This window comes from Cytobacillus sp. S13-E01 (assembly GCF_029193815.1).
Lineage (GTDB): Bacteria > Bacillota > Bacilli > Bacillales > Bacillaceae_L > Bacillus_BV.
On the sequence record NZ_JARFVC010000002.1, the window covers coordinates 178749 to 199595 of the forward strand.

General features: G+C 35.0%; 26 protein-coding genes. 8 read left to right on the forward strand and 18 right to left on the reverse strand.

The window, feature by feature from the left end:
- Positions 1-98: 98 nt before the first annotated feature.
- Entirely contained in the window at positions 99-1310 is a 1212-nt protein-coding gene (locus PY093_RS02750; protein ID WP_275644337.1) for an MFS transporter, read from the reverse strand.
- 219 nt (positions 1311-1529) lie between these two features.
- Positions 1530-3344, reverse strand: a complete 1815-nt coding sequence (gene pepF, locus PY093_RS02755; protein ID WP_275644338.1) for an oligoendopeptidase F — start codon at positions 3342-3344, stop codon at positions 1530-1532.
- A 262-nt stretch (positions 3345-3606) separates the two neighbouring features.
- Here pepF and PY093_RS02760 point away from each other — a divergent pair, with 262 nt between their 5' ends.
- Complete coding sequence (locus PY093_RS02760) at positions 3607-4965, forward strand: MATE family efflux transporter (RefSeq protein WP_275644339.1); 1359 nt, start codon at positions 3607-3609, stop codon at positions 4963-4965.
- Between the two features lie 50 nt (positions 4966-5015).
- On the opposite strand, the gene PY093_RS02765 is transcribed toward PY093_RS02760, so the two are convergent.
- Positions 5016-5849, reverse strand: a complete 834-nt coding sequence (locus PY093_RS02765; RefSeq protein ID WP_275644340.1) for a deoxyribonuclease IV — start codon at positions 5847-5849, stop codon at positions 5016-5018.
- A 123-nt stretch (positions 5850-5972) separates the two neighbouring features.
- Between PY093_RS02765 and PY093_RS02770 the strand changes: the two genes are divergently transcribed.
- Positions 5973-6134 (forward strand): hypothetical protein, encoded by a 162-nt coding sequence (locus PY093_RS02770; protein ID WP_275644341.1) that lies wholly within the window; start codon positions 5973-5975, stop codon positions 6132-6134.
- Positions 6135-6657: 523 nt separating this feature from the next.
- Here PY093_RS02770 and PY093_RS02775 read toward each other — a convergent pair.
- The 4 genes from PY093_RS02775 to PY093_RS02790 all read right to left on the reverse strand — a co-directional run bounded on the left by PY093_RS02775 (position 6658) and on the right by PY093_RS02790 (position 10711).
- Positions 6658-6813 carry a hypothetical protein gene (locus PY093_RS02775; protein ID WP_275644342.1) on the reverse strand — a complete coding sequence of 52 codons (156 nt, stop codon included), beginning with the start codon at positions 6811-6813 and terminating at the stop codon, positions 6658-6660.
- Positions 6814-6899: 86 nt separating this feature from the next.
- A complete protein-coding gene (locus tag PY093_RS02780; protein WP_275644343.1) occupies positions 6900-9245 on the reverse strand; it encodes an FdhF/YdeP family oxidoreductase in 2346 nt (781 codons plus the stop codon).
- 90 nt (positions 9246-9335) lie between these two features.
- The gene (locus PY093_RS02785) at positions 9336-9971 is read right to left on the reverse strand and encodes a TVP38/TMEM64 family protein (RefSeq protein WP_275644344.1); all 636 of its coding nucleotides are present in this window, start codon (positions 9969-9971) and stop codon (positions 9336-9338) included.
- Between the two features lie 17 nt (positions 9972-9988).
- On the reverse strand, positions 9989-10711 hold the full coding sequence (locus tag PY093_RS02790; RefSeq protein ID WP_275644345.1) for an endonuclease/exonuclease/phosphatase family protein: 723 nt from the start codon (positions 10709-10711) through the stop codon (positions 9989-9991).
- Positions 10712-10798: 87 nt separating this feature from the next.
- Here PY093_RS02790 and PY093_RS02795 point away from each other — a divergent pair, with 87 nt between their 5' ends.
- The gene (locus PY093_RS02795; protein WP_275644346.1) at positions 10799-12379 is read left to right on the forward strand and encodes an alkaline phosphatase family protein; all 1581 of its coding nucleotides are present in this window, start codon (positions 10799-10801) and stop codon (positions 12377-12379) included.
- A gap of 51 nt (positions 12380-12430) precedes the next feature.
- Here PY093_RS02795 and PY093_RS02800 read toward each other — a convergent pair whose 3' ends face one another.
- From PY093_RS02800 to PY093_RS02815, 4 genes are all read right to left on the reverse strand, one after another.
- A complete protein-coding gene (locus PY093_RS02800; RefSeq protein WP_275644466.1) occupies positions 12431-12712 on the reverse strand; it encodes a hypothetical protein in 282 nt (93 codons plus the stop codon).
- Between the two features lie 119 nt (positions 12713-12831).
- The gene (locus tag PY093_RS02805; RefSeq protein WP_275644347.1) at positions 12832-13644 is read right to left on the reverse strand and encodes a TerC family protein; all 813 of its coding nucleotides are present in this window, start codon (positions 13642-13644) and stop codon (positions 12832-12834) included.
- Positions 13645-13912: 268 nt separating this feature from the next.
- Positions 13913-14587, reverse strand: coding sequence for a bacillithiol biosynthesis deacetylase BshB2 (gene bshB2, locus PY093_RS02810; RefSeq protein ID WP_275644348.1), 675 nt, complete (start codon positions 14585-14587; stop codon positions 13913-13915).
- An 18-nt stretch (positions 14588-14605) separates the two neighbouring features.
- Positions 14606-14950: a YojF family protein gene (locus PY093_RS02815; protein WP_275644349.1), complete on the reverse strand. Its 345-nt coding sequence runs from the start codon at positions 14948-14950 to the stop codon at positions 14606-14608.
- 238 nt (positions 14951-15188) lie between these two features.
- Here PY093_RS02815 and PY093_RS02820 point away from each other — a divergent pair, with 238 nt between their 5' ends.
- Complete coding sequence (locus PY093_RS02820; RefSeq protein ID WP_275644350.1) at positions 15189-15419, forward strand: hypothetical protein; 231 nt, start codon at positions 15189-15191, stop codon at positions 15417-15419.
- 112 nt (positions 15420-15531) lie between these two features.
- On the opposite strand, the gene PY093_RS02825 is transcribed toward PY093_RS02820, so the two are convergent.
- Positions 15532-15792, reverse strand: coding sequence for a DUF1292 domain-containing protein (locus tag PY093_RS02825; protein WP_275644351.1), 261 nt, complete (start codon positions 15790-15792; stop codon positions 15532-15534).
- 142 nt (positions 15793-15934) lie between these two features.
- Here PY093_RS02825 and PY093_RS02830 point away from each other — a divergent pair, with 142 nt between their 5' ends.
- The gene (locus PY093_RS02830; RefSeq protein ID WP_275644352.1) at positions 15935-16111 is read left to right on the forward strand and encodes an H-type small acid-soluble spore protein; all 177 of its coding nucleotides are present in this window, start codon (positions 15935-15937) and stop codon (positions 16109-16111) included.
- A 90-nt stretch (positions 16112-16201) separates the two neighbouring features.
- Here the strand turns inward: PY093_RS02830 and PY093_RS02835 are convergent, their stop codons facing one another.
- Positions 16202-16468: a phosphocarrier protein HPr gene (locus PY093_RS02835; protein WP_275644353.1), complete on the reverse strand. Its 267-nt coding sequence runs from the start codon at positions 16466-16468 to the stop codon at positions 16202-16204.
- A gap of 250 nt (positions 16469-16718) precedes the next feature.
- On the opposite strand from PY093_RS02835, the gene PY093_RS02840 reads away from it, so the two are divergent.
- A complete protein-coding gene (locus PY093_RS02840) occupies positions 16719-16922 on the forward strand; it encodes a heavy-metal-associated domain-containing protein (protein WP_275644354.1) in 204 nt (67 codons plus the stop codon).
- Between the two features lie 71 nt (positions 16923-16993).
- Here PY093_RS02840 and PY093_RS02845 read toward each other — a convergent pair whose 3' ends face one another.
- On the reverse strand, positions 16994-17491 hold the full coding sequence (locus PY093_RS02845) for a spore coat protein (RefSeq protein ID WP_481769267.1): 498 nt from the start codon (positions 17489-17491) through the stop codon (positions 16994-16996).
- Between the two features lie 119 nt (positions 17492-17610).
- Between PY093_RS02845 and PY093_RS02850 the strand changes: the two genes are divergently transcribed.
- Both PY093_RS02850 and PY093_RS02855 read left to right on the forward strand, forming a co-directional pair.
- On the forward strand, positions 17611-18435 hold the full coding sequence (locus PY093_RS02850) for an EcsC family protein (protein ID WP_275644356.1): 825 nt from the start codon (positions 17611-17613) through the stop codon (positions 18433-18435).
- A gap of 131 nt (positions 18436-18566) precedes the next feature.
- Entirely contained in the window at positions 18567-19127 is a 561-nt protein-coding gene (locus PY093_RS02855; protein WP_275644357.1) for a hypothetical protein, read from the forward strand.
- A gap of 28 nt (positions 19128-19155) precedes the next feature.
- Here PY093_RS02855 and PY093_RS02860 read toward each other — a convergent pair whose 3' ends face one another.
- The 4 genes from PY093_RS02860 to PY093_RS02875 all read right to left on the reverse strand — a co-directional run bounded on the left by PY093_RS02860 (position 19156) and on the right by PY093_RS02875 (position 20802).
- Positions 19156-19404: a hypothetical protein gene (locus PY093_RS02860; protein WP_275644358.1), complete on the reverse strand. Its 249-nt coding sequence runs from the start codon at positions 19402-19404 to the stop codon at positions 19156-19158.
- 96 nt (positions 19405-19500) lie between these two features.
- The gene (locus PY093_RS02865) at positions 19501-19695 is read right to left on the reverse strand and encodes a hypothetical protein (protein WP_275644359.1); all 195 of its coding nucleotides are present in this window, start codon (positions 19693-19695) and stop codon (positions 19501-19503) included.
- Entirely contained in the window at positions 19688-20224 is a 537-nt protein-coding gene (locus tag PY093_RS02870; protein ID WP_275644360.1) for a QcrA and Rieske domain-containing protein, read from the reverse strand. Before PY093_RS02870 ends, PY093_RS02865 begins: the two co-directional genes overlap by 8 nt.
- Positions 20225-20259: 35 nt before the next feature.
- On the reverse strand, positions 20260-20802 hold the full coding sequence (locus PY093_RS02875; protein ID WP_275644361.1) for a 4Fe-4S dicluster domain-containing protein: 543 nt from the start codon (positions 20800-20802) through the stop codon (positions 20260-20262).
- Positions 20803-20847: the final 45 nt, after the last annotated feature.

Here is a 20847-nt window from a genome sequence, read left to right on the forward strand (position 1 = left end):
TGTACTATTATTTTCTTAATAAGTAAGGATTTTTATTACATTTTGTTTTTTAAAGAAAAAAGGACTAATTAATAGCCCCTTGTGACTTTAAATTTCAATTATCCTTGTTGCTTCGAATGCTCATGCATAAGATTTGGTGATTTCAAATGACGTAAAGTATAGTATATAACTAAAAGTAATGAAATGCTACCGAATACAAGCACCATATTTTTCAAACCAATCGTGTCAAGGAAAAGACCTGTTCCTAATAAAACAACCTGGAAAAGGACCCGATCTAACATTCCTCTAAATGAGAAGAATCGGCCATGAAATTCCTTTGGAATACGTGTTTGAAATATTGTTGCGGCAATTGGGAAGAAACAACCAAGTGCCAGACCAAAGACAGCAAATGATACTAAGGACATTATCTTTATATCTGCAAAATAAAGCGATAATTGCGAAATAGAAATAATAAAGGTAAAAATAAACATGAGCTTCAACTGATCTTTCCCAGCAACAATGCGCTTAACGATGAATGCACCAAGCATAAAACTAATTCCCTCAGCTGTATAAAGAAGTCCTTTGATCGTAACATCATCCTGCAATTCACTAATGTTAATGACCATTAGATTAAATCCGCCAATAAATAACATAGGTATGATGGTAAGAATTAACGTCATCATTACGATAGGTAGACCTTTTAAGATTGGGATAATTTCTTTGAACGCACCAGATTTTTTTGTTTCTTTATCCTTAGCTTTAGGTGCATTTTCCACATCTATTTTCAACATAAAGGTCGCAAGTAAAAGTAGTCCGTATGCTACCATTGAAGCTATATAAAGCGAGTTCAAACTCATTACTACCAACATAGCCCCTGCCATAGCAGTGCCAATAACCCTTGCAATTGTAGCTATATTCATGTGTACACCATTCATTTGTAGCAAATCTTTTTCCGCAACAATGATTGGAATTAAGGATTGAAGAGCTGGAAAATAAAATGCTGCCGAGAGTTGAATACTAATCATAAATAATACCATCCACCAAATGGACTGATACTCAATAGCTAAAAACATAAACAGCACACTTACCATTCTACCCATACCAGCCATAATTAGTACTGATTTTTTATTATAGGAATCTATAATTCTTCCAGCTAAAGGAGCTACCGCAACCCCTGCAATAAGCCCTGTAATCAGAATAAGAGATTTTAAGAAATCAGATGGTACATGTTGTTGTAAGAATTCTAGGTTACCAATAATCCCAGTCCATAAACCTAAGCCTGCAATTAATTCCCCACTTAAAAGAATCCATACATTTCGATTTTTCCACATAGTTTGTTCCTCGTTCCTACGAAATCTATATATTACTAAATTACTATACCAAGGAATTAGATATTTCGCCACGCGAATTAACTAAATTTATTTGATGTTGAAATGAAAAGTAGTAAAATTTAAAAAAGCATGTAAAAAACGTTAGGATATGCATCTAATCCTAACGTTCGATTATTTAGACTCATTTGGTCATGTGTTTATTTACATTTTATTTTAAAATTAACTTAAAATACTTTCCATATACATTAGTTTTTCCTCAAATACCTTAAGCGCCTCTTTAATTGGTGCTGCGGTTGTCATATCTACGCCAGCTTCTTTTAACACTTCAATTGGATAATCCGAGCAACCTGCTTTTAAAAACTGCTGATATCGTTCCACAGCAGGAGCTCCTTCTTCAAGTATCTGCTTTGAAAGTGCTGTTGCTGCACTGAACCCTGTAGCATATTGGTACACGTAATACGTCATATAAAAATGAGGGATACGCGCCCATTCAACTTCGATTTCTTTATCGATAACAATTCCATCACCAAAATACTTTTTGTTTAAATCATAATAAAGATTAGAAAGAGTTTCAGCTGTTAATGCTTCCCCATCCCCAGCTAATACATGAATCTTATGTTCAAACTCAGCAAACAATGTTTGACGGAATACAGTGCCAACAAAACCTTGAAGATAATTGTTTAATAGATATAGTTGTTTTGTTTGATCTGTAGTAACCTTTACTAAATAATCATTTAATAATGCCTCATTCGCTGTCGAAGCTACTTCTGCAACGAAAATTGAGTATTTTCCATAAGGATATGGTTGGTACTTTTGCGTGTAGTAACGGTGGACATTATGCCCTAATTCGTGCGCAAGCGTAAATACATTTCTGATATTATCCTGCCAGTTCATTAATATATAAGGCTTTGCTCCATATGCTCCAGTTGAATAGGCCCCACTTCGTTTTCCAACATTCTCATATACATCAATTCTTCTATCAGAAAAAATTGTATTTAAGAGCTTTCCATATTCCTCACCTAAAGGTTTTAAACCTTCAGACACTAAATCTTTTGCCTCTTCAAATGAAATATTCATTTCTACATCTTTAATTAGTGGTGTAGATAAATCGTACATATGTAGTTCATCAACACCTAATACTTTTTTACGTAATGAAATATATCGTTGTAGAAGATGCAAATGATCGTTTACTGTCTCAACAAGAGTGTCATATACACTTTCAGGGATATTATTTTTATGCAAAGAAGCTTGTCGTGCGCTCTCATAGCCGTGAACGGTGGCTGAAAAATTGTCCTTCTTCACTTGGCCACTTAACGTACTTGCAAATGTATTTTTATATTTGTTATATGTTTGATTAATACCTAAAAAGGTTGCTTTTCTAATCCGACGGTCAGAACTCTCCATCAAACGCCCATATCTTCCGTGCGTGATTTCAACTTGTTCTCCATTTTCCGTCTCAACACTTGGAAACTTTAGATCCGCATTATTTAACATGCTATATGTATTTCTTGAACTGCTCGTTACATCTGCCGCCTGTGCAAGAAGTGACTCTTCCTCAGCAGTTAGCACATGCGGACGTGCACGATTAATATCCTTAATCATATGTTCATAGACTTTTAGTTCCTGATTACTCTCTATAAAACCGAGAAGTGTTTCTTCTGGTATTGATAATAGTTCAGGAATGACGTAGGAAAAAGCTGCAGAGAACTGAGAAACTAGACTATTAATACGAGCACGTAACCCCTGATACAAGCTATTTGTTGTGTCTTGGTCATTACGCATAGATGCGTAATTTGCAAGCTGTCCTAGTTTAATGGATAGGTCATCTTGGAATTTAAATAACTTAACTAGAATCGTAGCTGACTCGTGTAATTTCCCTTTAAAATCACTTAGTTTAGGTAGTGCTTCCCTGACAAGATTAAATTGATTTTCCCATTCCTGATCAGTAGCAAACATATCCTCTATACGCCATGTGTATTCTTCGGGTATCTCGTTTCTTTTAGGTAGTGTTGCAAAAGTTTTAGTCTCCCTCATATTGATCCTCCTATAAGTCTATTTTTTAAAAGTTTACCTTTTTCCGAAAGTTTTATCAAATAATCGGGTAAGATTTTTGATTAAAGGATTAGATGATACATTTTGACTATTATTTCAGATAATAGACTTACAATTTGTATTTTGTCTCTAATTTAAGAATTAAACCGTTTTCTATTTATTAGTTTCATTCTAATTTTAAACTTATTAAAATATGTGTTATAATTCATTGTTTAAACAATTGATAAGTTGAGGGCTATAAAAAATGGAGCAAACATACAATTATAAGCAAAAATATAAACAATTTCTCACTATTTTAATACCGATTTTAGTTACACAGCTTGGATTATTTGCGATGAACTTCTTTGATGTTATGATGTCAGGCCGTATAGGGGCTAATGACCTTGCTGGTGTGGCCATTGGATCTAGTTTATGGGTACCTGTTTTTACTGGATTAAGTGGAATACTCTTAGCTATCACACCGATTGTCGCACAATTAGTTGGAAGAAAATACACTAAAAACGTGCCTTTTACCGTTATACAAGGTATTTATGTTTCAGTATTTATTTCCATCCTAGTAATTATCTTTGGAGCTCTTATGTTAGATCTTATTTTAAATAAGATGAGTCTTGAGCCTGAAGTACATCGAATTGCTAAAGAGTACCTTATTGCATTATCATTTGGGATTATCCCTTTATTTGTATATACAGTTCTAAGATCTTTTATAGACGCATTAGGGCATACAAGAGTATCAATGGTTATCACTCTTATTTCTTTACCGATTAATGTTATTTTTAACTATTTGTTAATATTTGGTAAATTAGGATTTCCACAGTTAGGTGGGGTTGGTGCAGGCTTTGCAACAGCGATTACCTATTGGTGTATTACATTTATCTCATTATTTATCATAGCCAAGCAAGTTCCTTTTACGCAATACAATATCTTTCGACGTTTTTATAAAGTTTCCTTTACTGTCTGGAAAGAAATTCTATTAATAGGTGTGCCGATTGGCTTTGCAATTTTCTTTGAAACAAGTATTTTTGCAGCAGTGACATTGTTAATGAGCTCCTTTAATACGATAACAATCGCATCACATCAAGCAGCTCTTAATTTCGCGTCATTTTTATATATGATCCCGTTAAGTATTTCAATGGCACTGACGATTGTGATAGGGTACGAGGTTGGGTCTAACCGCCTAAGAGACGCAAGACAATATAGTATACTAGGAATTTGGGTAGCAGTCGGGCTATCGCTAGTTTGCGCAGCTTTTATCTTTTTCTTTAGAGAACAGGTCGCTAGTATTTATACTAAGGATCCTGATGTACTCGATTTAACGAAACAGTTTTTAGTGTATGCGATTTTCTTTCAACTTTCTGATGCAATTGCAGCACCTATTCAAGGGGCGCTTCGAGGATATAAAGATGTTAACACAACGTTTTTTATGGCATTCATTTCTTTTTGGATAATAGGCTTACCTGTTGGGGTAATAATAGCAACCTACACTTCTTTCGGTGCTTTTGGTTACTGGATTGGTTTGATAGCTGGTCTAGCAGTGGGAGCTATTGGTTTATCAGGTAGGTTGATTTTCATTCAAAAACAAGCAAGAGCGGAAGCTAAAAGTTAAGTGGAGAATCAGCCAAAATGGCTGATTTTTTTTAATTCAGTGAGACAAACCTATTTGTTAATTAACTCGTACAGAAACTTTATCTCGTCTTTATGTGAAAATTCGTTCGACGATGGTGTTTCAAGAATCATTGGTATGTCTTTTACAATTGGAGATAGAATAAACTCTTTCATTTGTTCTACGGTAATGCATCCATTATGAATATTAGCATGACGATCTCGCATTGATTTTGTAGGATACATGGAATTATTTAGATGAATAGCCTCAAGATTTGAAAAATAGTCTAATTCTATCCCAATATCCTCAATTTCTTCCCAGTTCACTCCAGTCCATACACCACTAGCAAATACATGGCAAGTATCTAAACAAAAGCCAATTTTTTCTGGATAATCCGATAATGAGCGTACTTGTACAAGTTCTTCTAAAGTTGTCCCCATTGGTCCGCTTTTCCCTGCATTGTTTTCAATTAAAATTTTACTAGGACCTTTCCACTCTGAAAGAACATTGTTTAAAATATCTATCATCCACTTATACCCTTCTAATGGATCCTTCTCATTTTTTGACACACCAAAATGGACAACAACACCTATTGATCCACACGCGTTTGCAATTACCAAATCATTCCGGATGGAAGCCACCATATCAGCTGATTTACTCATAGGCACAGCTAGATTTGTTGCATAAGGTGTATGAGCAATCGTTTCTATATTATTCTCTTTACAATACTCGTAACAGAGTTTTGCGTCGTTTACGTCTAGGGCTTTGATTGACAAGCTCCTTGGGTTCTTTGGGAAGTATTGAAAAGCTTTTGCACCTATTTTTTTTGCTTCTTTTGCAGCAGCATAAAATCCATTACGGATACTAATATGACTTCCAAATTTCATAAGAAATATTATCCTCCGAACATAAGAATTCCTACAATTGTTATATTGTGCAAATTGATTAGATCTATTCCGCATGAATAATTTGCCGTAAATGGGAAAACTATTCTAAGTGGGGGTGGAAATTTGGATAAATACAATGAAAAACAAACGCCGATCCAACAAAATTATACAATAAAGGAACTAGAAAAAGAACTTGGCACCTATCTAACAAATACTTATAAAAAAGATGATAGTGGTGAAGGTATCGAACGTTATAATATGTTGAACGACGATAACCTTCTTTAATCAATAAAGCCAAAGTATTGGCTTTATTTGTTTTAATATTACATTAACGCTGTCTACCGAAAAAAATGTAACCATAAAAAACAGCTTGCCCATACTATTTTTTGTGGTTAATATTATCTTTTAACCGCTTTAACTCTTCGGTCACTTTCCCCACTAATCCAAGTCTCCTTCATTTAACAATCGCTGGCCCCCCCATTGATTGAAGTTACACTTTATGAACTTATAAACGATGGAGTCAGCAACGGGCTCATAACCAATTTTCATATAGATACTGTTTGACGTTGGATTGGATCGTCGCTAATTTAGTGTATACCCCTCATGACCAGCAGCGAAAAGGGTATGTGACAACCTGTGTAGCACATCTTAGTTCGCATCTATTAAATGAGGGATATTAAAAATAGTTTGGGATCTTTATATCTTTTGAACCTCATCATCGTCTTCACCTTTCTTTTTCTGATACTCACGTTTTGAGTGGAAGTAACTGTTCCATAGGATTCTTTTGGTTTAAAACTGCCATTATTTCTTAGCCCCCAGAATTTATATATTCATTATGGAAGGCGTAGAAGATCTCTATATTCTTAGCTCGTTCAAGTAAAAATTGACTTGTCATTATTTCTACTTTAGTATATTTCTTATTTTCAGGCAGAACGGAAATTTCCCTCAACATCTCAGTAAACATTAATCAAGCCTCTTCATTAATTTTCGGGATAAATTATGTGAAATTATTCCAATATTAACACGAAAATCCCCAAACTGGGGACTTTTTTAAACATTTACTTCCAATTCTTCAATACGTTTCTCGACGTACCTTATGTCTTTATGAGCATGGAAGGTTTCTGCTTTTTCTACAATGGCGGTCGTATTGTACTCGGGTATTTTAGCATACTTCTCATAAATACCCTTTTGCATTAAAACGTTTCCTTCAGGCCAGTAAACGGCAATATTCCCTTCCTTTGTATTCTCAATTTTCGCACGCCCTTGTAAAGTACCATGCTGATTATACAAAACAATAGGGTCTCCGTTTTTGATAGCCAGCTTTCTAGCATCCTCCAAGTTTATTAGAATATCATTACGGTCAGCATTATTAAATGGATCATGACTTGAATAGATCATAGAATTAAACTGTTTTCCTCTTCGTGTTGTCACATTAAAATGACCTTCTGTTTTTCGCCCCTCAGGATTGTCAATCGGAATTAGATTACCTCTTCCATCCGTTGTAGGACAGACTCCATCCTCACATAACCAAGCTCCACCCCATTGGAAAACATCACCTGTTTTTTTTAGTTTTTGTATACCTTCATAATTCCGATTAGCTACTGCAATTTCATTTCTAATTTCTTGGGTACTTTTAAAATGTATTAAATGCTTCTTATCTGGATAGCACCTTTTCGCTAGGTCAACATAAATCTCCCATTCAGGTCTCGCTTCTTCAATTCTTGGCCCTTTTATTTCAGGGCTAAAATAAACCATTCTCTCCGTACTTGTAGAAGTTCCACCACCTGGTTGTTCATACCGAGTCATGGCAGGTAGTATAATCACTTCTTCCTTTGCATCAAGGAGCGTTGATGTATTTAAAATAATATCTTGATGGACCCTAAGTTCGACATTTTCAAGCGCTTGTTTAATGAACTCAGGATTTGGCATCGTTTCTAGGAAGTTTCCGCCACTTGTATAAAAAACCTTTGTTTGGTTTGGATGATCATTATCTAGTACCATATTTTCTATCATATTACCAATCGGTTCCCCTTGCCATTTTGGTATTGAAAAACCCCAAATTTCTTCAACTCTATTTATATTCTCCGTATCAAAATCACTTCCTGGTAGAACAAAAGGATCTGCCCCCATCTCACCAGAACCTTGCACCCCACTATGACCTCTTATTGGCATAACACCACATTTTTCACGTCCAAGAAAGCCTCTAAGCATAGCGAGGTTTGCCACTTGTGAAATATTATCAGTTCCAAAGCGATGCTGTGTAAGACCCATACTCCAAATAAATACTGCTGACTTTGAAGAAGCAAGCAATTTGGCAAACTCTATTATTCTTACTTTTGGTAGTCCTGACGACTTTTCAATTTCTTCCCATTTTTGTTTTCGTATATGTCTTTTCAAGTCCATATAGCCATTCGTATGCTTGTTCACAAAATCATGGTTTATTGCTGATCCTCTATTTTCTTCTTCCATTTCAAACCATGTCTTCATGACACCATTCATAAAAGCAATATCACCACCGATATTTACCTGGTACGTATCATCTACTATTTTCGTTCCAAATAGTGCACTCTCTGGTATGGACGGAATCCAATACTTTTCCATTGAAGGTTCAGTGTACGGATTAATCATGATAATCTTTGTTCCCGCTTTTTTTGCGGCATACATATATTTTGTTGACACTGGTTGATTATTTGCTGCTACTGACCCCCAAAATACCAAAACATCAGTCCCAATCCAATCTTTATAATTGCAGCTAGATGCTCCAATACCTAATGAACGTTTTAGAGCTGTTTTACTTGGAGAATGACAAATTCTAGAGGCATTATCAATATTATTTGTTCCTAAAAATCTGGCAACCTTTGAGGCCGTATAGTATGATTCATTGGTAATACCTCGTGAAGTTAAATAAAATGCAAGCTGTTTTGGATCGATGCCTGTTATTTTTTTTGCAATACGATCTAATGCTTCATCCCAAGAGATTCTCGAAAAATTCGTCTCACCTTTTTTTCTCGATAACGGAAACGGAATTCTCCCTAGTTTTCTTAATTGGGTACTATCTAGTTTCTTTAATTCTTCTAAGCTAGTAAACCACTTAGAATCAATCGCCGACATTGTGTTTAAACGCAATACATTTAACCTAGTAGTACAAAGATGAGGCCCAGTTAATGTTTGATCCTGCAATCCTGACACACCGAGGGCACAACCATCACAAACGCCCTGAGTTAGAATTCGATAAGCATATGGAAGATTATCTTTATTTTCTACAGCAACCTTTAGTGTATCTTTTATATGATGCGGTTTAACCTTCCCAATTCCCATCGGTGCCAAGCTTGCCCATAATGAAGGCTGAAGAGATTTATCTAGTTTAATAGGTCCTGTATGCTTTGTTTTCCCCATATGATCTGCTCCTTTACATATCAATTTGTTACATTTTATCGTAACATGAAAGCGATTACATTAACAATCAGGTCTATATTCAAAAAAAAATTATTTAGCTTTAATACTCTGTATACCTTTATACCATCTCCTGTATAAAAATAATACCAATGCAATAAATAATAAGTAAAAAGTCAATCCATATATCAATTCCTTAGTAGAAGAAAATAACTGTTCTCCAAAATAGGCATACACAAACATACCAGGTATTTTCCCGATCATAGTGGCAAAAGCGTAGGTTGAAAGCTTCATTTTACTTACACCTGAATAAATATTCACAACTGGTGGTGGAACAATCGGCACTAGCCTTGTAAACAGTACTGCCATAAAAGCATTTCGTGTAATAAGTTCGTTAAACTTTGTTAAGCCCTTAAACTTACTAAGGTATTTTTTAAAGTAATCAGAAAATGTATACCTTGCAAGTAAGTAAATGATAAGCGCTGCTGAGATAGAACCAAACCAGTTTATGAATGAGCCAGTTAGTAGTCCATACTTTGAACCCATAATGCTTGCGAATACAGAAAAAGGAATAACGGGAAAAATCCCAAAAAAAGTTGATAATAGAAACATTATCGGGATTTGCGAAGGTTCACTTTGGTTGATCCAATCTAATATAGGTTTATGATAAAGATAAACAAAATATATTATGATTAGATACAACGCTACAAAAAACAGTGTTTTTTTCAATGATTACACTCCAATTTTCATTCAAATTTTAATGTCGCTGCTAATGGTAAATGATCAGAAACAACTGGATTATTCTTTATTACTTCAGAATGTAAAACAGTCATACTTCGACTTGTAAAAATAAAATCTAACTTATGACGTGGTTTTTGAGCTGGATATGTTTCACCTATCTCGGGACTAGCTGTATCGTTTAGTTCAGTAACAATTAAATTGTACCCTTTAGATTTAGGTCTTAAGTTAAAATCCCCCATAAGAATAGCGTATTTTTTCTTTTTAATGATCTGTAGTATTTCCTTTATTTGCATTGTCTGTAAAAAAGGATTTAAACTTAAATGTGTAACAAAGACTGATAAATCTATTTCATCGATTCTTATTGTAAGCTCCAATAAACCTCTTCCTTCTGAAAAAAATGGAATAGCATATAAATGATGATTTTTATGATTACTGTATTCAACATTTGATAAAATTGCATTTCCAAACTTTCTAGTATTTTGGTTTAAATCGTTATTACCTTTTATGAGAGTTGGACCATGAACGGCAGTCATATTTAGTTGTTTAGCTAAAAATCCCGCTTGATCTTGATAGTTACTTCTTTTTCCGAAATTAAAATCGACCTCATTTAACCCAATAATTTGCGCACCACTTTCCCTTAGCAAGAGAGCAACCCTGTTTAGATCCATTTTTTTATCAATACCCTTACCATGATGAATATTAAAGGTCACTACCTTAAGTTCTGACAATAAGACCACACCCTGTTCAAATAATTTTTAGCATATGTTGTCATACTATCGATAATAGAAATCTTCGTTAATAAAGGATGATGTTAATTGTTAAGGGTCGTTATAATTTCTTTGCTGCTAATTAGTATTATTTTGTTCACAACTACACGTCTTAATGCGAAGGTTACAACACAGGATATATCAAAATTAGAAAATTATAATGAAGGACAAAAACCAGTGGTGCTTTTAATTGTAGACTCACTAATGGACAAACCTTTACAAAAAGCTTTAACTGAAGGAAAAGTTCCAACATTGTCTTATTTAAAGGCTCATGGTCAGTATTATCCTAACTTAGTCAGTTCTTATCCTACAATGTCCGTATCCATAGATAGTACATTATTAACAGGTACATACCCTGAAATACATAAATTACCTGGTTTAGTATGGTACGATGAAGAAGAACAGCGGTTAATTAACTACGGAAGTGGTACTAAAGAGGTACTAAAAGTTGGAATAAAGAAAGTGTTATACGATAGCTTATATAACTTAAATAATAAACATTTAAGTAAGGATGTTAAGACTGTATTTGAAGATCTGAATGAGTCAAATCTTTCGACTGCCTCTATTAATGGCTTAATCTACAGAGGAAATGATCAACATTCCTTAACCATACCTAAAATGGCATCTTTTTTTAATCTATTACCTAAGCAGTTGCAAACAAATGGTCCGTCTATCCTCTCATTTGGAAGATTATCGCAGATTAATCCAAGCAATTCAAAAAATAACTACATTTGGAAAAACCTTGGTGTAAATGATGAATTTAGCGCTTTAGAATTAACACATTTAATAAACAACGATAAACTACCTAGCTTTTCAATTGTTTATTTTCCAAATTTAGACCATGACGTACATAAAAAGGGCCCAAATATCATTGAAGGTATTGAAAAGGTAGACAGGCAGCTTCAACAAATAGTTGAAGCCTTTCCATCACCGGAAAAAGCGATTGAAAATGTTACGTGGATTGTGCTTGGTGATAGTGCTCAATCAACAATAATGAATGATAATGAAAAAGCAATTATTGATCTCAGAAAAGTTTTCAATAATTATCAAATTGCTAAGCTAGGAAAGCCAGTAGCTAAAAGTGATCAGCTTGTGTTTGCGGTTAATGAGAGAATGGCATATGTATACTCACTAGATGATCAAGTCTCTTTACAAGATATTTCGAAACAATTGATGAAGGATGATCGAGTTGACTTTATTTCATATATAGAAGAAGACCATATTCTAGTTCATTCTGTAGATAAGGATAGTCAGTTAACTTTCCGTCCGAATGGAAAAATGATTGACCAATATGACCAAGCTTGGACAATTAATGGTGATTATTCGATACTTGATATAAAGAGTGAAAATGGAATCGTTACATATGGGGACTATCCTGATGCTCTTGCCAGAATTTATGGGTCATTACATTCGCACAATGGTCGCTATATAATAACAGATGCTAAGCCAGGATTTGAGTTCATAGGTGAAAAATCACCTACTCACATAGGTGGTGCAGGTCATGGCTCACTACATAAGGTCGATTCACTGTCTCCCTTACTAATTACTGGCACAAAAAAAAAGCCTGCAAATATTCGGATGATTGACTTGAAGTCATTTATTTTGGAATTAACAACAAAAAAGGAGTAAAGCTAATAGGACCACTTAAACGGGAGCTGGTTAGGTTCCTCATGTGTTTTATTAGTTGTTTTCCAAATTCTCAAAAATACTAATATGGATTTTTATTAGTTCCATTTTTTTTTCGTCATTCATTTTACTGTCCGCGATTCTCTTGGCCGCTAAATAAAACTTAACATACGGGTTCTTTCTTGCCCTTGGATGTGTGTTTTCATCACGTATATCACGACCAATTATCTCTACTAACACTTCCTTGCTTTTTTCATCACTTGCGGGTAATGGACGGTTAACCCATAGTGTACGATAAGCTGTAAGCAATGCGGAATAATCTATAGTTTCATTCATATCTTTCAACGTTTTTGCCTCCCTAGTTTTGAATCACTTTAATTACTATTTTATTCCTATTAAGTAACCAAGGCAAATGACATGAAAAGGGATGCCAGTGCAGCATCCCTTTTGTCACCTTATGACCTTTTCAGCAATAATTCTTCTTCATCTACTGCTTCTTTAGATTCATCACTCATTGGTAGTTCTTGTTCTTTTGACAAGAACCATCCACCGACTGCAATTCCAATTAACACAGCCCAGAACGTAATTTTCCATGCTGGAAGCTTTGGAAAACCTTCATATAAGATGCCCAGAGCAGGGTGGGATAATGTGTATATTGCTAACTTTACCCCTACCCATCCTACAATCAGAAAAGCAGCTGTTTCAAGACCCGGTTTCCTCTTTAGTAACTTCACAAAATAAGTAGCGGCAAATCTCATGATTATTAACCCAATGATCCCGCCTGTAAGGATGACTAAAAACTGACCACCATCCATACCACCTATCGTAGGTAACTGTGTACCAGGTAACGTCACTGCAAGTGCAACTGCTGCTAAAATTGAATCAACTGCAAAGGCAATATCTGCAAGTTCAACTTTTACTACCGTCATCCAAAAACTAGAACCTTTGCCTTCTTTAACTTCTTCATGTTTATTTTTCTTGAGAACAAATTTTTTCACTAAGTGGTTTACTGCGATACACATTAAATACAATGCTCCAATTGCTTGTACCTGCCATACATCAACTAAATATGAAATGGCAAATAATGATCCAAATCTAAAAACGAATGCACCTACTAAGCCATAAAACAAGGCTTTCTTCCGTCTTTCATCAGGTAAGTGTTTAACCATTATCGCCATAACTAAAGCATTATCAGCGGCTAATATTCCTTCAAGTGCTATTAATACTAATAGCACCCAGCCGTATTCCAAAAGAAGTCCAGTATCCATAGATAGTCCCTCCTTAGAACCTTCCCTTATTATTTACCACAAAAATAAATAAAATAACCTTTATCTAACGCGATAAAGGTAAAGGAAAGAATATAATAACACAAGGATATTCTACCACTTGTAAAGTGAAACTCAATCAGTAGGGATCCTTCCTTCCACTCTGATGGTACGCTAGGAGCGCGCAGGTCCTGTGTTTCGTCGGACCTTTAGGGGTAGTTAATCCACCACCTTAACTTCCTCGGTTTCTCCAAGTTTTGAGGTGGGGGTCTTACTGCTGCCCCTTAAACGTGGGATAAATCCAAAATGTTTCTCGTTTCAACCAATTCATTACCTCAGTTTCGCCTGACTCCAGTGTTTCCTTCATACGTGACAATAGACCTTCAGTTTGAGATCTATGCGCTTCCATAGCAGCAATTTTCACATCTAATACGTCACTAACATCAAATTCTAAATCTGGTTCACCTAAGACTTCCGTTACATTCTTTGTAATTGCTTTACAATACACAACAGGCCTTTTATCCATTGGCAATTTAGATATTGCATCAATTACAGCTTCTCCACAGGCATCATGATCCGGATGAACGCCATGGCCAGGATAAAAAGTAATCACTAAAGAAGGATTGACATCGTCAATAATCTCCGCTACAACATCGGATAACTTATTAGGAGCCTCGAACTCAAGTGTTTTATCTCTAAAACCAAGCATTCTCAAATCGTCTATTCCCATCACCTTACATGCATCTTGTAGTTCTTTTCTTCTAATATCAGGAAGCGTTTCACGATTTGCAAAAAACGGCTTACCCATATTCCTGCCCATTTCTCCTAATGTTGCACATGCATAGGTTATTGGTACCCCTTTTCTAGTTTGGGTTGCGATAAAACCTGCAGACCCAAAAGCTTCATCGTCTGGATGTGGAAAAACAACTAAAATATGACGTTCCATTCTACTACCCCCTTATTTCTAAAACGGATTTGAACTAAGTTGTAATGATACAGTTAATCTACCTTCATTATCATGGCCGGCTAGTAACATTCTTCCTTTATCGTCTATCTCCCAATCAGTAATCCCTTCAGCATATACCCAACCTAAATCCATTTTCAAACCTACCCGATATGGGCTTGCACCTGTAATTTTTCCATGATTGAACGTTATTTTACTGTTTCTTATGTAAGCACCTACAGCCAGTTGGGTTTCATCAGCATGATTAGCGTATGCTCCTTTGGTTGTTTCAAGATGAATGAATAATTCTTGATCAACTAGGCTGTCCAACGTTTTTTGAACCTCTTCGACATTAATAGCTTTCACAACTTTACCCCCAATCATCGTTTTTGTTTCATTTTACATTGTTTTACGTGCAACTTCCAATAATCAGTTTCAACAACGACTAATATTTTTGGTCGGATCCATACTTTGACTTTGATGACCCTTTCTCATTAGGATGACCGTTCAAATTATTTTTTTGCAATATTTTCGAAAAATTGGTATGGTTTACCTATCATTCGGTAAAAATTAAATGTAAATTAGTATTACGGAGGGTAATAAATTGGATCTTAAACAGAACATGGAATTTGATATAACGCAGAAATTTGTACCTAATTTTTGCAATGCGAAAACATTAAAAATCCTTACTATCAATCAATCTACGGTTAGCATTGAAATGGAGGAAGCAAGAAGCAGAGGTGTTTTCCCACTTCAGCAATTTCAGTCTTTAATTCGAACTGGTGCACTTATTCACATAGAATCCCTTGGTGGGGATCAGGAAGACACTGCATGATCCGAATTATCTTCTAGAAACTGGCCTAGCACACTAGGCCTTTTTTTAGATTTAGTTTAAAAGATTCTAATTTGAACTTAGTTTTGATTTTTGCTCCGGACGCTATGCACTTTCACGTTATTTTAGCCGGATTCGCTTCAACTGCAATTTCATAGGCACTTAATATATTGTCTCTCTCGTTCGGATCAGAGATGCCAATTAGTTCTTGATTTCCCTCTTCCCCTTTAATTTTCATAAGAATAGGTTCCCCATCTGAAGATGATAAAAGCGTATAGTAATCATCTTCCATTTCAAATAAGGCTTCAACAGCAAACTCTCGTTCTTGGCCATTCTCATCTTCTATTGTGATAAAATCTCTTTCATTATCTTCCATTTTTACACCTCTGTTTCTTTTTCTACTGTACACAAATAGGTTTCCTCTAACTCAATTCTCCAATACATGTTTTAAAATGTGAATAAACATTTGATATGAAGCAAAAATAAATAATGAGAGAATCTAAAGGAGGTTTTACCCAGTGAACGTCCAACGAGCAAAAGAGATATCCGAAAAAGGTGAACAAATGTATGTAACTTTTGAAGGTACACAAGTGCTTATTCAGCATGTAGATGAAGAATCCGAGACAGCTAGAATCTATTCCAAGGAAAATGTTGAAGATGAAAGAGATGTGCCTGTTTTAGCACTTAAAGAATAAGAAGAGCCTTAAACGGCAATTCGCGACAATAAACTATCTAAAAAAACAACCACCACTCACAAAAGAGGGGTGGTTGTTTTAGTTAGGTGATTATTCACCTAGGCCTTCTGATTTTAGAACATCTGTCATACCGTTGATTGCCTCTTCTTCGTCAGATCCTTCTGCCTTCACAATGATTGATGAGCCTTTTGGAATCCCAAGTGACATTACACCCATTATTGATTTCAAATTCACACTTCTGCCATTGTATTCCAATGTAATGTCCGAAGCGTATTGCCCAGCCTTGTGCACCAAAACAGTTGCAGGTCTTGCGTGTAGCCCAGAGTCACTAGTAATTGTAAATGTCTTTTCAGCCAATATAAAACCTTCTTTCTAAATATGTATTACTGTTAGTATAATATTTAGTTGAATTTAATACTAATATTTTTTAATAAACTAAGCTTTTTTGTAAGCTTCCTCTTCTGTCAATTAAGGCATTACAATCACTCTTTCATTTATTCGTTTTTCTTATCATGGGCGTTCCTTGCAATTGTCATGTATTCTTTCATAATTTTTTTGATAACAGGCCATATTAAAAAGAACATAATTTTAGGAGGTTTTTTTAAAAATGTCAGAAGCTATCCTACATATAGAGGGCATGACGTGTAAAGGCTGTGTCCAAACGGTCGAAAGAGCTATTCTCGATTTAAACGGGATAGAACGAGCCCTTGTGGATCTTGAAAAAGGGAATGCCTTTGTTCAATATGATAGCAATGTCGTTACTGAACAGAAAATAAAGGAAGCCATTCAGAATTCAGGCTATCATATATAGCTGAAGTATAAATATTCAAACCTAACGGCCGAACCACAATACAAATGTATTGTATTTCGGCCATTAGTTCATTAGTATTTCATTGAAATAGCTTTTTTTCCGAGTAGGACATCATTCGCTAACAGTTTATTTAAATCATATGAAGGGTAATAACCTTTTTCATACATGTATTTATAAGCAGCTGCATGTAATTCTATCGCATTTTGCAGTTGATTATTTAACACATCCCTTAAAATTGGAGTAGCTGTTTCCGTAATTGCAATTGCTAAGTTCCTAACTGCTGTTTTTGAAAATGCCAACAAATCACCTGAAAAAAAGGCTTTATCTAACGCTCTCACGTCATCTGCTTCCTCTTCCCGCTCTTTTGGTGCCATGGGATAAAATTTAAGTAATTCCTGAATGTTCTTTTCTAGTTGCGCAATTGCTGTTTGATAAAGTTGTTGTAAGGTAGGACAGTCTACCTCTTTTAAAGTCTTTTTAAATTTCATTAAACCGATTGCTTGGAAAGCGACCAACTCATGCAATTCTAACGTTTCATGCCAAGCTAAATGTTGATTATCCATTTTAATTCCTCCTAGGTTATAGTACAATTTACCGTATTCAGCAAGAGCGTCAAAGGTTAATATTTAAATTTAATTGGGCTATTAGATGATCCACACTATTTTTTCTAAAGAGGATGAATATACAGATGCAAAAAGAATCTAAAGAATTACTACTTGAGAAACTGAATGAAATTAATCAGTGGGAAAATGAACAAAAGGATATTTGGTTTTGGGAGAAGTTCAGCCGTCTTCCCTTTAAATTACTCGATAAAATCACCCCGAAATTTTTACAAGATAAAATTGGTTCCGCTATTGATGAAATTGGAAATTATATTCACACCGGAGGGAAATATTTAATTAACGAAAAAGTAATCCTGCAAAAATTTACACAAAAGGGCTATATTAATGGAAACGATTCTAGTTCGATAATGGCTATATCTGAGCTACCAATAATTAATATGGACACTATCGCCAGAGAATTACGGGATAATAGATCAACCTTTGCTGGTATTCAAGGAGCCACAACCGGAATAGGCGGCATCTTTACTCTCGCTTTAGACATACCATTTTTACTAGGTTTATCCTTAAAAACATTACAAGAAATAGCAATTTGCTACGGATATGATCCAAATGATAAAAACGAAAGGATCTTTATAGTAAAATGTTTACAATTTGCATCTTCAGATATTGTTGGGAAACAAGCCCTTTTAGAGGAGTTTCAATCATTTTCAACTAATAATCAACACGCCCAAGTTTTTACGGAAATTCAAGGCTGGCGGGAAGTCGTGACAACCTACCGCGATAACTTTGGTTGGAAAAAACTTTTTCAACTGGTTCCAATAGCTGGAGTGGTGTTTGGAGCATTTATAAACAAGTCAATGATAGAAGAAATCTCTGATGTTGGTATGATGTTATATAGAAAGCGAAAAATTATCGATAGATTAAACCAAATTGAAACAGAAATAAGATAATTCGACACCTTCCACGAAGGTGTCGAATTATTTATATGGATATAAATTACTGTGATAAACATCATATCCGCTGAAAATAAGATCTAGTAATATTTAGATATGCTATTAATGACTTTTAACGGAGGGAAAAAATGTTATCTACTACAATTTTCTATAAAGAAAAATTAGGTCTAAATCTAAAAGAAATTTTTAACAGTCATAAATTAGTGCAAAATAGCGATCATTCGTTTTCCTATATATCAACTGAAAATAAAAGTGAGTTAGTGGTAGCTACCATAAGTCCTATTAAAAACACTGCTACCTTTACCTTTGGAGGTAACCTATCATTTAAAGAGTACGAACAAGTTCATAATCTTATTACTACTATTAGTCAAGAAATCAAAGGAGTTATTGATGATTCTAATAGCTTACTTGGCTACTTAGAGAATGGTGAGCCAGCGTATATCGTAAAAAATTGGAATAGCTGGACTATTTTTTTAAATCGAGCAAAACATATATCAATGGAAGGGCAAAAAGTCAGAATCTTAAATGAAGATGGGAATGAAATAGCAACTGGTCTTTTAGTTGGGTATGAAGTAGACCCTTCTAGCGAAGCTCAATTTAGTATTTCAAGCTGTACACTTGTAACTACTTTTGGAGAGAGAACATTTAGTGGGAGCCAATTATCAATTGAACCAACAGGTGAATGGTAAAATGCAGTAGGACTAGTAATACTAGTCTCTACTGCATTTTTCCTATTTCTTCTAAAAGTTGCCTCGTCCTTTTGGCGTTACCCTCCGCAAAGTTCCTTAAACGCAACTTTAGTTCCTCATCATCATGGATTTTTTCTGCTGTAATTAGATAACTTCTCATTAATTCATTTTCTATCTCATATGAGCTTTCCAGCACATCCTTTAAAGATCTCTCTGATAATGTATCTTCACGGTCATGGTTTCTATCATAATCACGTTGATGGTTGATTGGTTTCACCTTCTTTCAATACTCTAGTTTTTTACCATTTCGTTAAAATATTCGTTTTCTACAAAAAGAAAAGTCACCCATTAAAAAATGAATGACGTTAAAGGTTCATTTGCTGTATTCTTTTTTCCTCCAAAACAGAAACGTGATAAATGCTATTAGTGCGGAAATAACAGCTATGATTGTATATCGATATACATGACTGTACTCTTGACCGTGATAAGCCTCTACTGTCCATTGCAGCATCACTACATTGATTGCAATCGTAATAAATATGATCGCCCAATACACTTTTTTATCCATGACGGTACTTCCTTCCTACAGCATAAACCACATCGTCTATAACCTCTAGTTCAATTAATGGAAGCTCTCTCTGAGGTGGTCCAGCAAACGGGTGTCCAGTATTCACATTGAAGAATCCTCTATGACATGGGCAAAGAAGTACATCTTGTTCGCTTTCATAGAACACAGGACATTGTAAATGAGTACATTTACTATTATATGCTTTTAATTCACCATCTTTTGTATGAATTAAAAGAGCTGTGTCACCTTCTGTTGGATAGTTAAAATTAAATGATTCACCCTTAGGTACTTCTGTAAGTTTTGCAATTCGTACTTTTTTTTCCTCTTCACCGGCATCCTTCATCATCGCTTTTATTGAAAATGGCAATGTTGCAAGACCAAGTGTAACAGATGCACCTACCGCTGTTTTGAGAAAAGAACGGCGATTATATTTTAAGTCATTATCACGATTTAAGTTATCAACTAAATTTATCATATCATCTTTTGTGTCTTTTTCATTCCTACCTAACTTCTTCTTGTTATCATCCATACTAAAAACCCCCTTCTACGCTCATCCTTTTGAAGTTAATCAGAGTATACACCAAAGAATTCTGGTACATATTGCCACTTATTACCTTCTTGTGGCTTTTTACCTTCCACTAAGTTCATCTGAGTTCTACGACGGCGTAGTGCTTGCATTTCTTCAAAGTCAATAAAACGGATAGCATCACTTGGGCAAACAGATGCACACATTGGTGCAATATCATGTTTTGAACGATCATAACACATATCACATTTGTACATTTTATTCTCTTCAAAATCAAACTTAGGAATACCAAATGGGCAGCCAAATGTACAGTTTCGGCAACCAATACATTTTTCTTCCATAGCAGAAAGAACGACTCCTTCTTCCGTAATTTGGATTGCATTGGCTGGACATACACGTGCACAAGCTGGGTCCTTACATTGCATACATAACATCGGGAAGGTTTGTCGACTTTCCATGAAGTCGACATATTCTACGTAGTTACGCTCTTTAGCATCATGGTCTCCACACTCTCGACATGCAGCCTGACAAGACCTGCAACCTATACATCTTTCAAATTCTAAATACATTATTTTATTCATGATTTATTTCAGCTCCTCTTCCTTTGGCTAACCTATATGATTAAC

What these genes read in the sequence shown, in the direction of transcription:
- PY093_RS02775 (WP_275644342.1), bottom strand. Translation starts at nt 6,813, where the DNA reads ATGTTTACTGAGATGTTGAGGGAAATTTCCGTTCTGCCTGAAAATAAG.
- PY093_RS02875 (WP_275644361.1), bottom strand. Translation starts at nt 20,802, where the DNA reads ATGAATAAAATAATGTATTTAGAATTTGAAAGATGTATAGGTTGCAGG.
- pepF (WP_275644338.1), bottom strand. Translation starts at nt 3,344, where the DNA reads ATGAGGGAGACTAAAACTTTTGCAACACTACCTAAAAGAAACGAGATA.
- PY093_RS02840 (WP_275644354.1), top strand. Translation starts at nt 16,719, where the DNA reads ATGTCAGAAGCTATCCTACATATAGAGGGCATGACGTGTAAAGGCTGT.
- PY093_RS02765 (WP_275644340.1), bottom strand. Translation starts at nt 5,849, where the DNA reads ATGAAATTTGGAAGTCATATTAGTATCCGTAATGGATTTTATGCTGCT.
- bshB2 (WP_275644348.1), bottom strand. Translation starts at nt 14,587, where the DNA reads ATGGAACGTCATATTTTAGTTGTTTTTCCACATCCAGACGATGAAGCT.
- PY093_RS02800 (WP_275644466.1), bottom strand. Translation starts at nt 12,712, where the DNA reads ATGAATGAAACTATAGATTATTCCGCATTGCTTACAGCTTATCGTACA.
- PY093_RS02865 (WP_275644359.1), bottom strand. Translation starts at nt 19,695, where the DNA reads ATGGATAAAAAAGTGTATTGGGCGATCATATTTATTACGATTGCAATC.
- PY093_RS02760 (WP_275644339.1), top strand. Translation starts at nt 3,607, where the DNA reads ATGGAGCAAACATACAATTATAAGCAAAAATATAAACAATTTCTCACT.
- PY093_RS02850 (WP_275644356.1), top strand. Translation starts at nt 17,611, where the DNA reads ATGCAAAAAGAATCTAAAGAATTACTACTTGAGAAACTGAATGAAATT.
- PY093_RS02750 (WP_275644337.1), bottom strand. Translation starts at nt 1,310, where the DNA reads ATGTGGAAAAATCGAAATGTATGGATTCTTTTAAGTGGGGAATTAATT.
- PY093_RS02825 (WP_275644351.1), bottom strand. Translation starts at nt 15,792, where the DNA reads ATGGAAGATAATGAAAGAGATTTTATCACAATAGAAGATGAGAATGGC.
- PY093_RS02805 (WP_275644347.1), bottom strand. Translation starts at nt 13,644, where the DNA reads ATGGATACTGGACTTCTTTTGGAATACGGCTGGGTGCTATTAGTATTA.
- PY093_RS02780 (WP_275644343.1), bottom strand. Translation starts at nt 9,245, where the DNA reads ATGGGGAAAACAAAGCATACAGGACCTATTAAACTAGATAAATCTCTT.
- PY093_RS02855 (WP_275644357.1), top strand. Translation starts at nt 18,567, where the DNA reads ATGTTATCTACTACAATTTTCTATAAAGAAAAATTAGGTCTAAATCTA.
- PY093_RS02870 (WP_275644360.1), bottom strand. Translation starts at nt 20,224, where the DNA reads ATGGATGATAACAAGAAGAAGTTAGGTAGGAATGAAAAAGACACAAAA.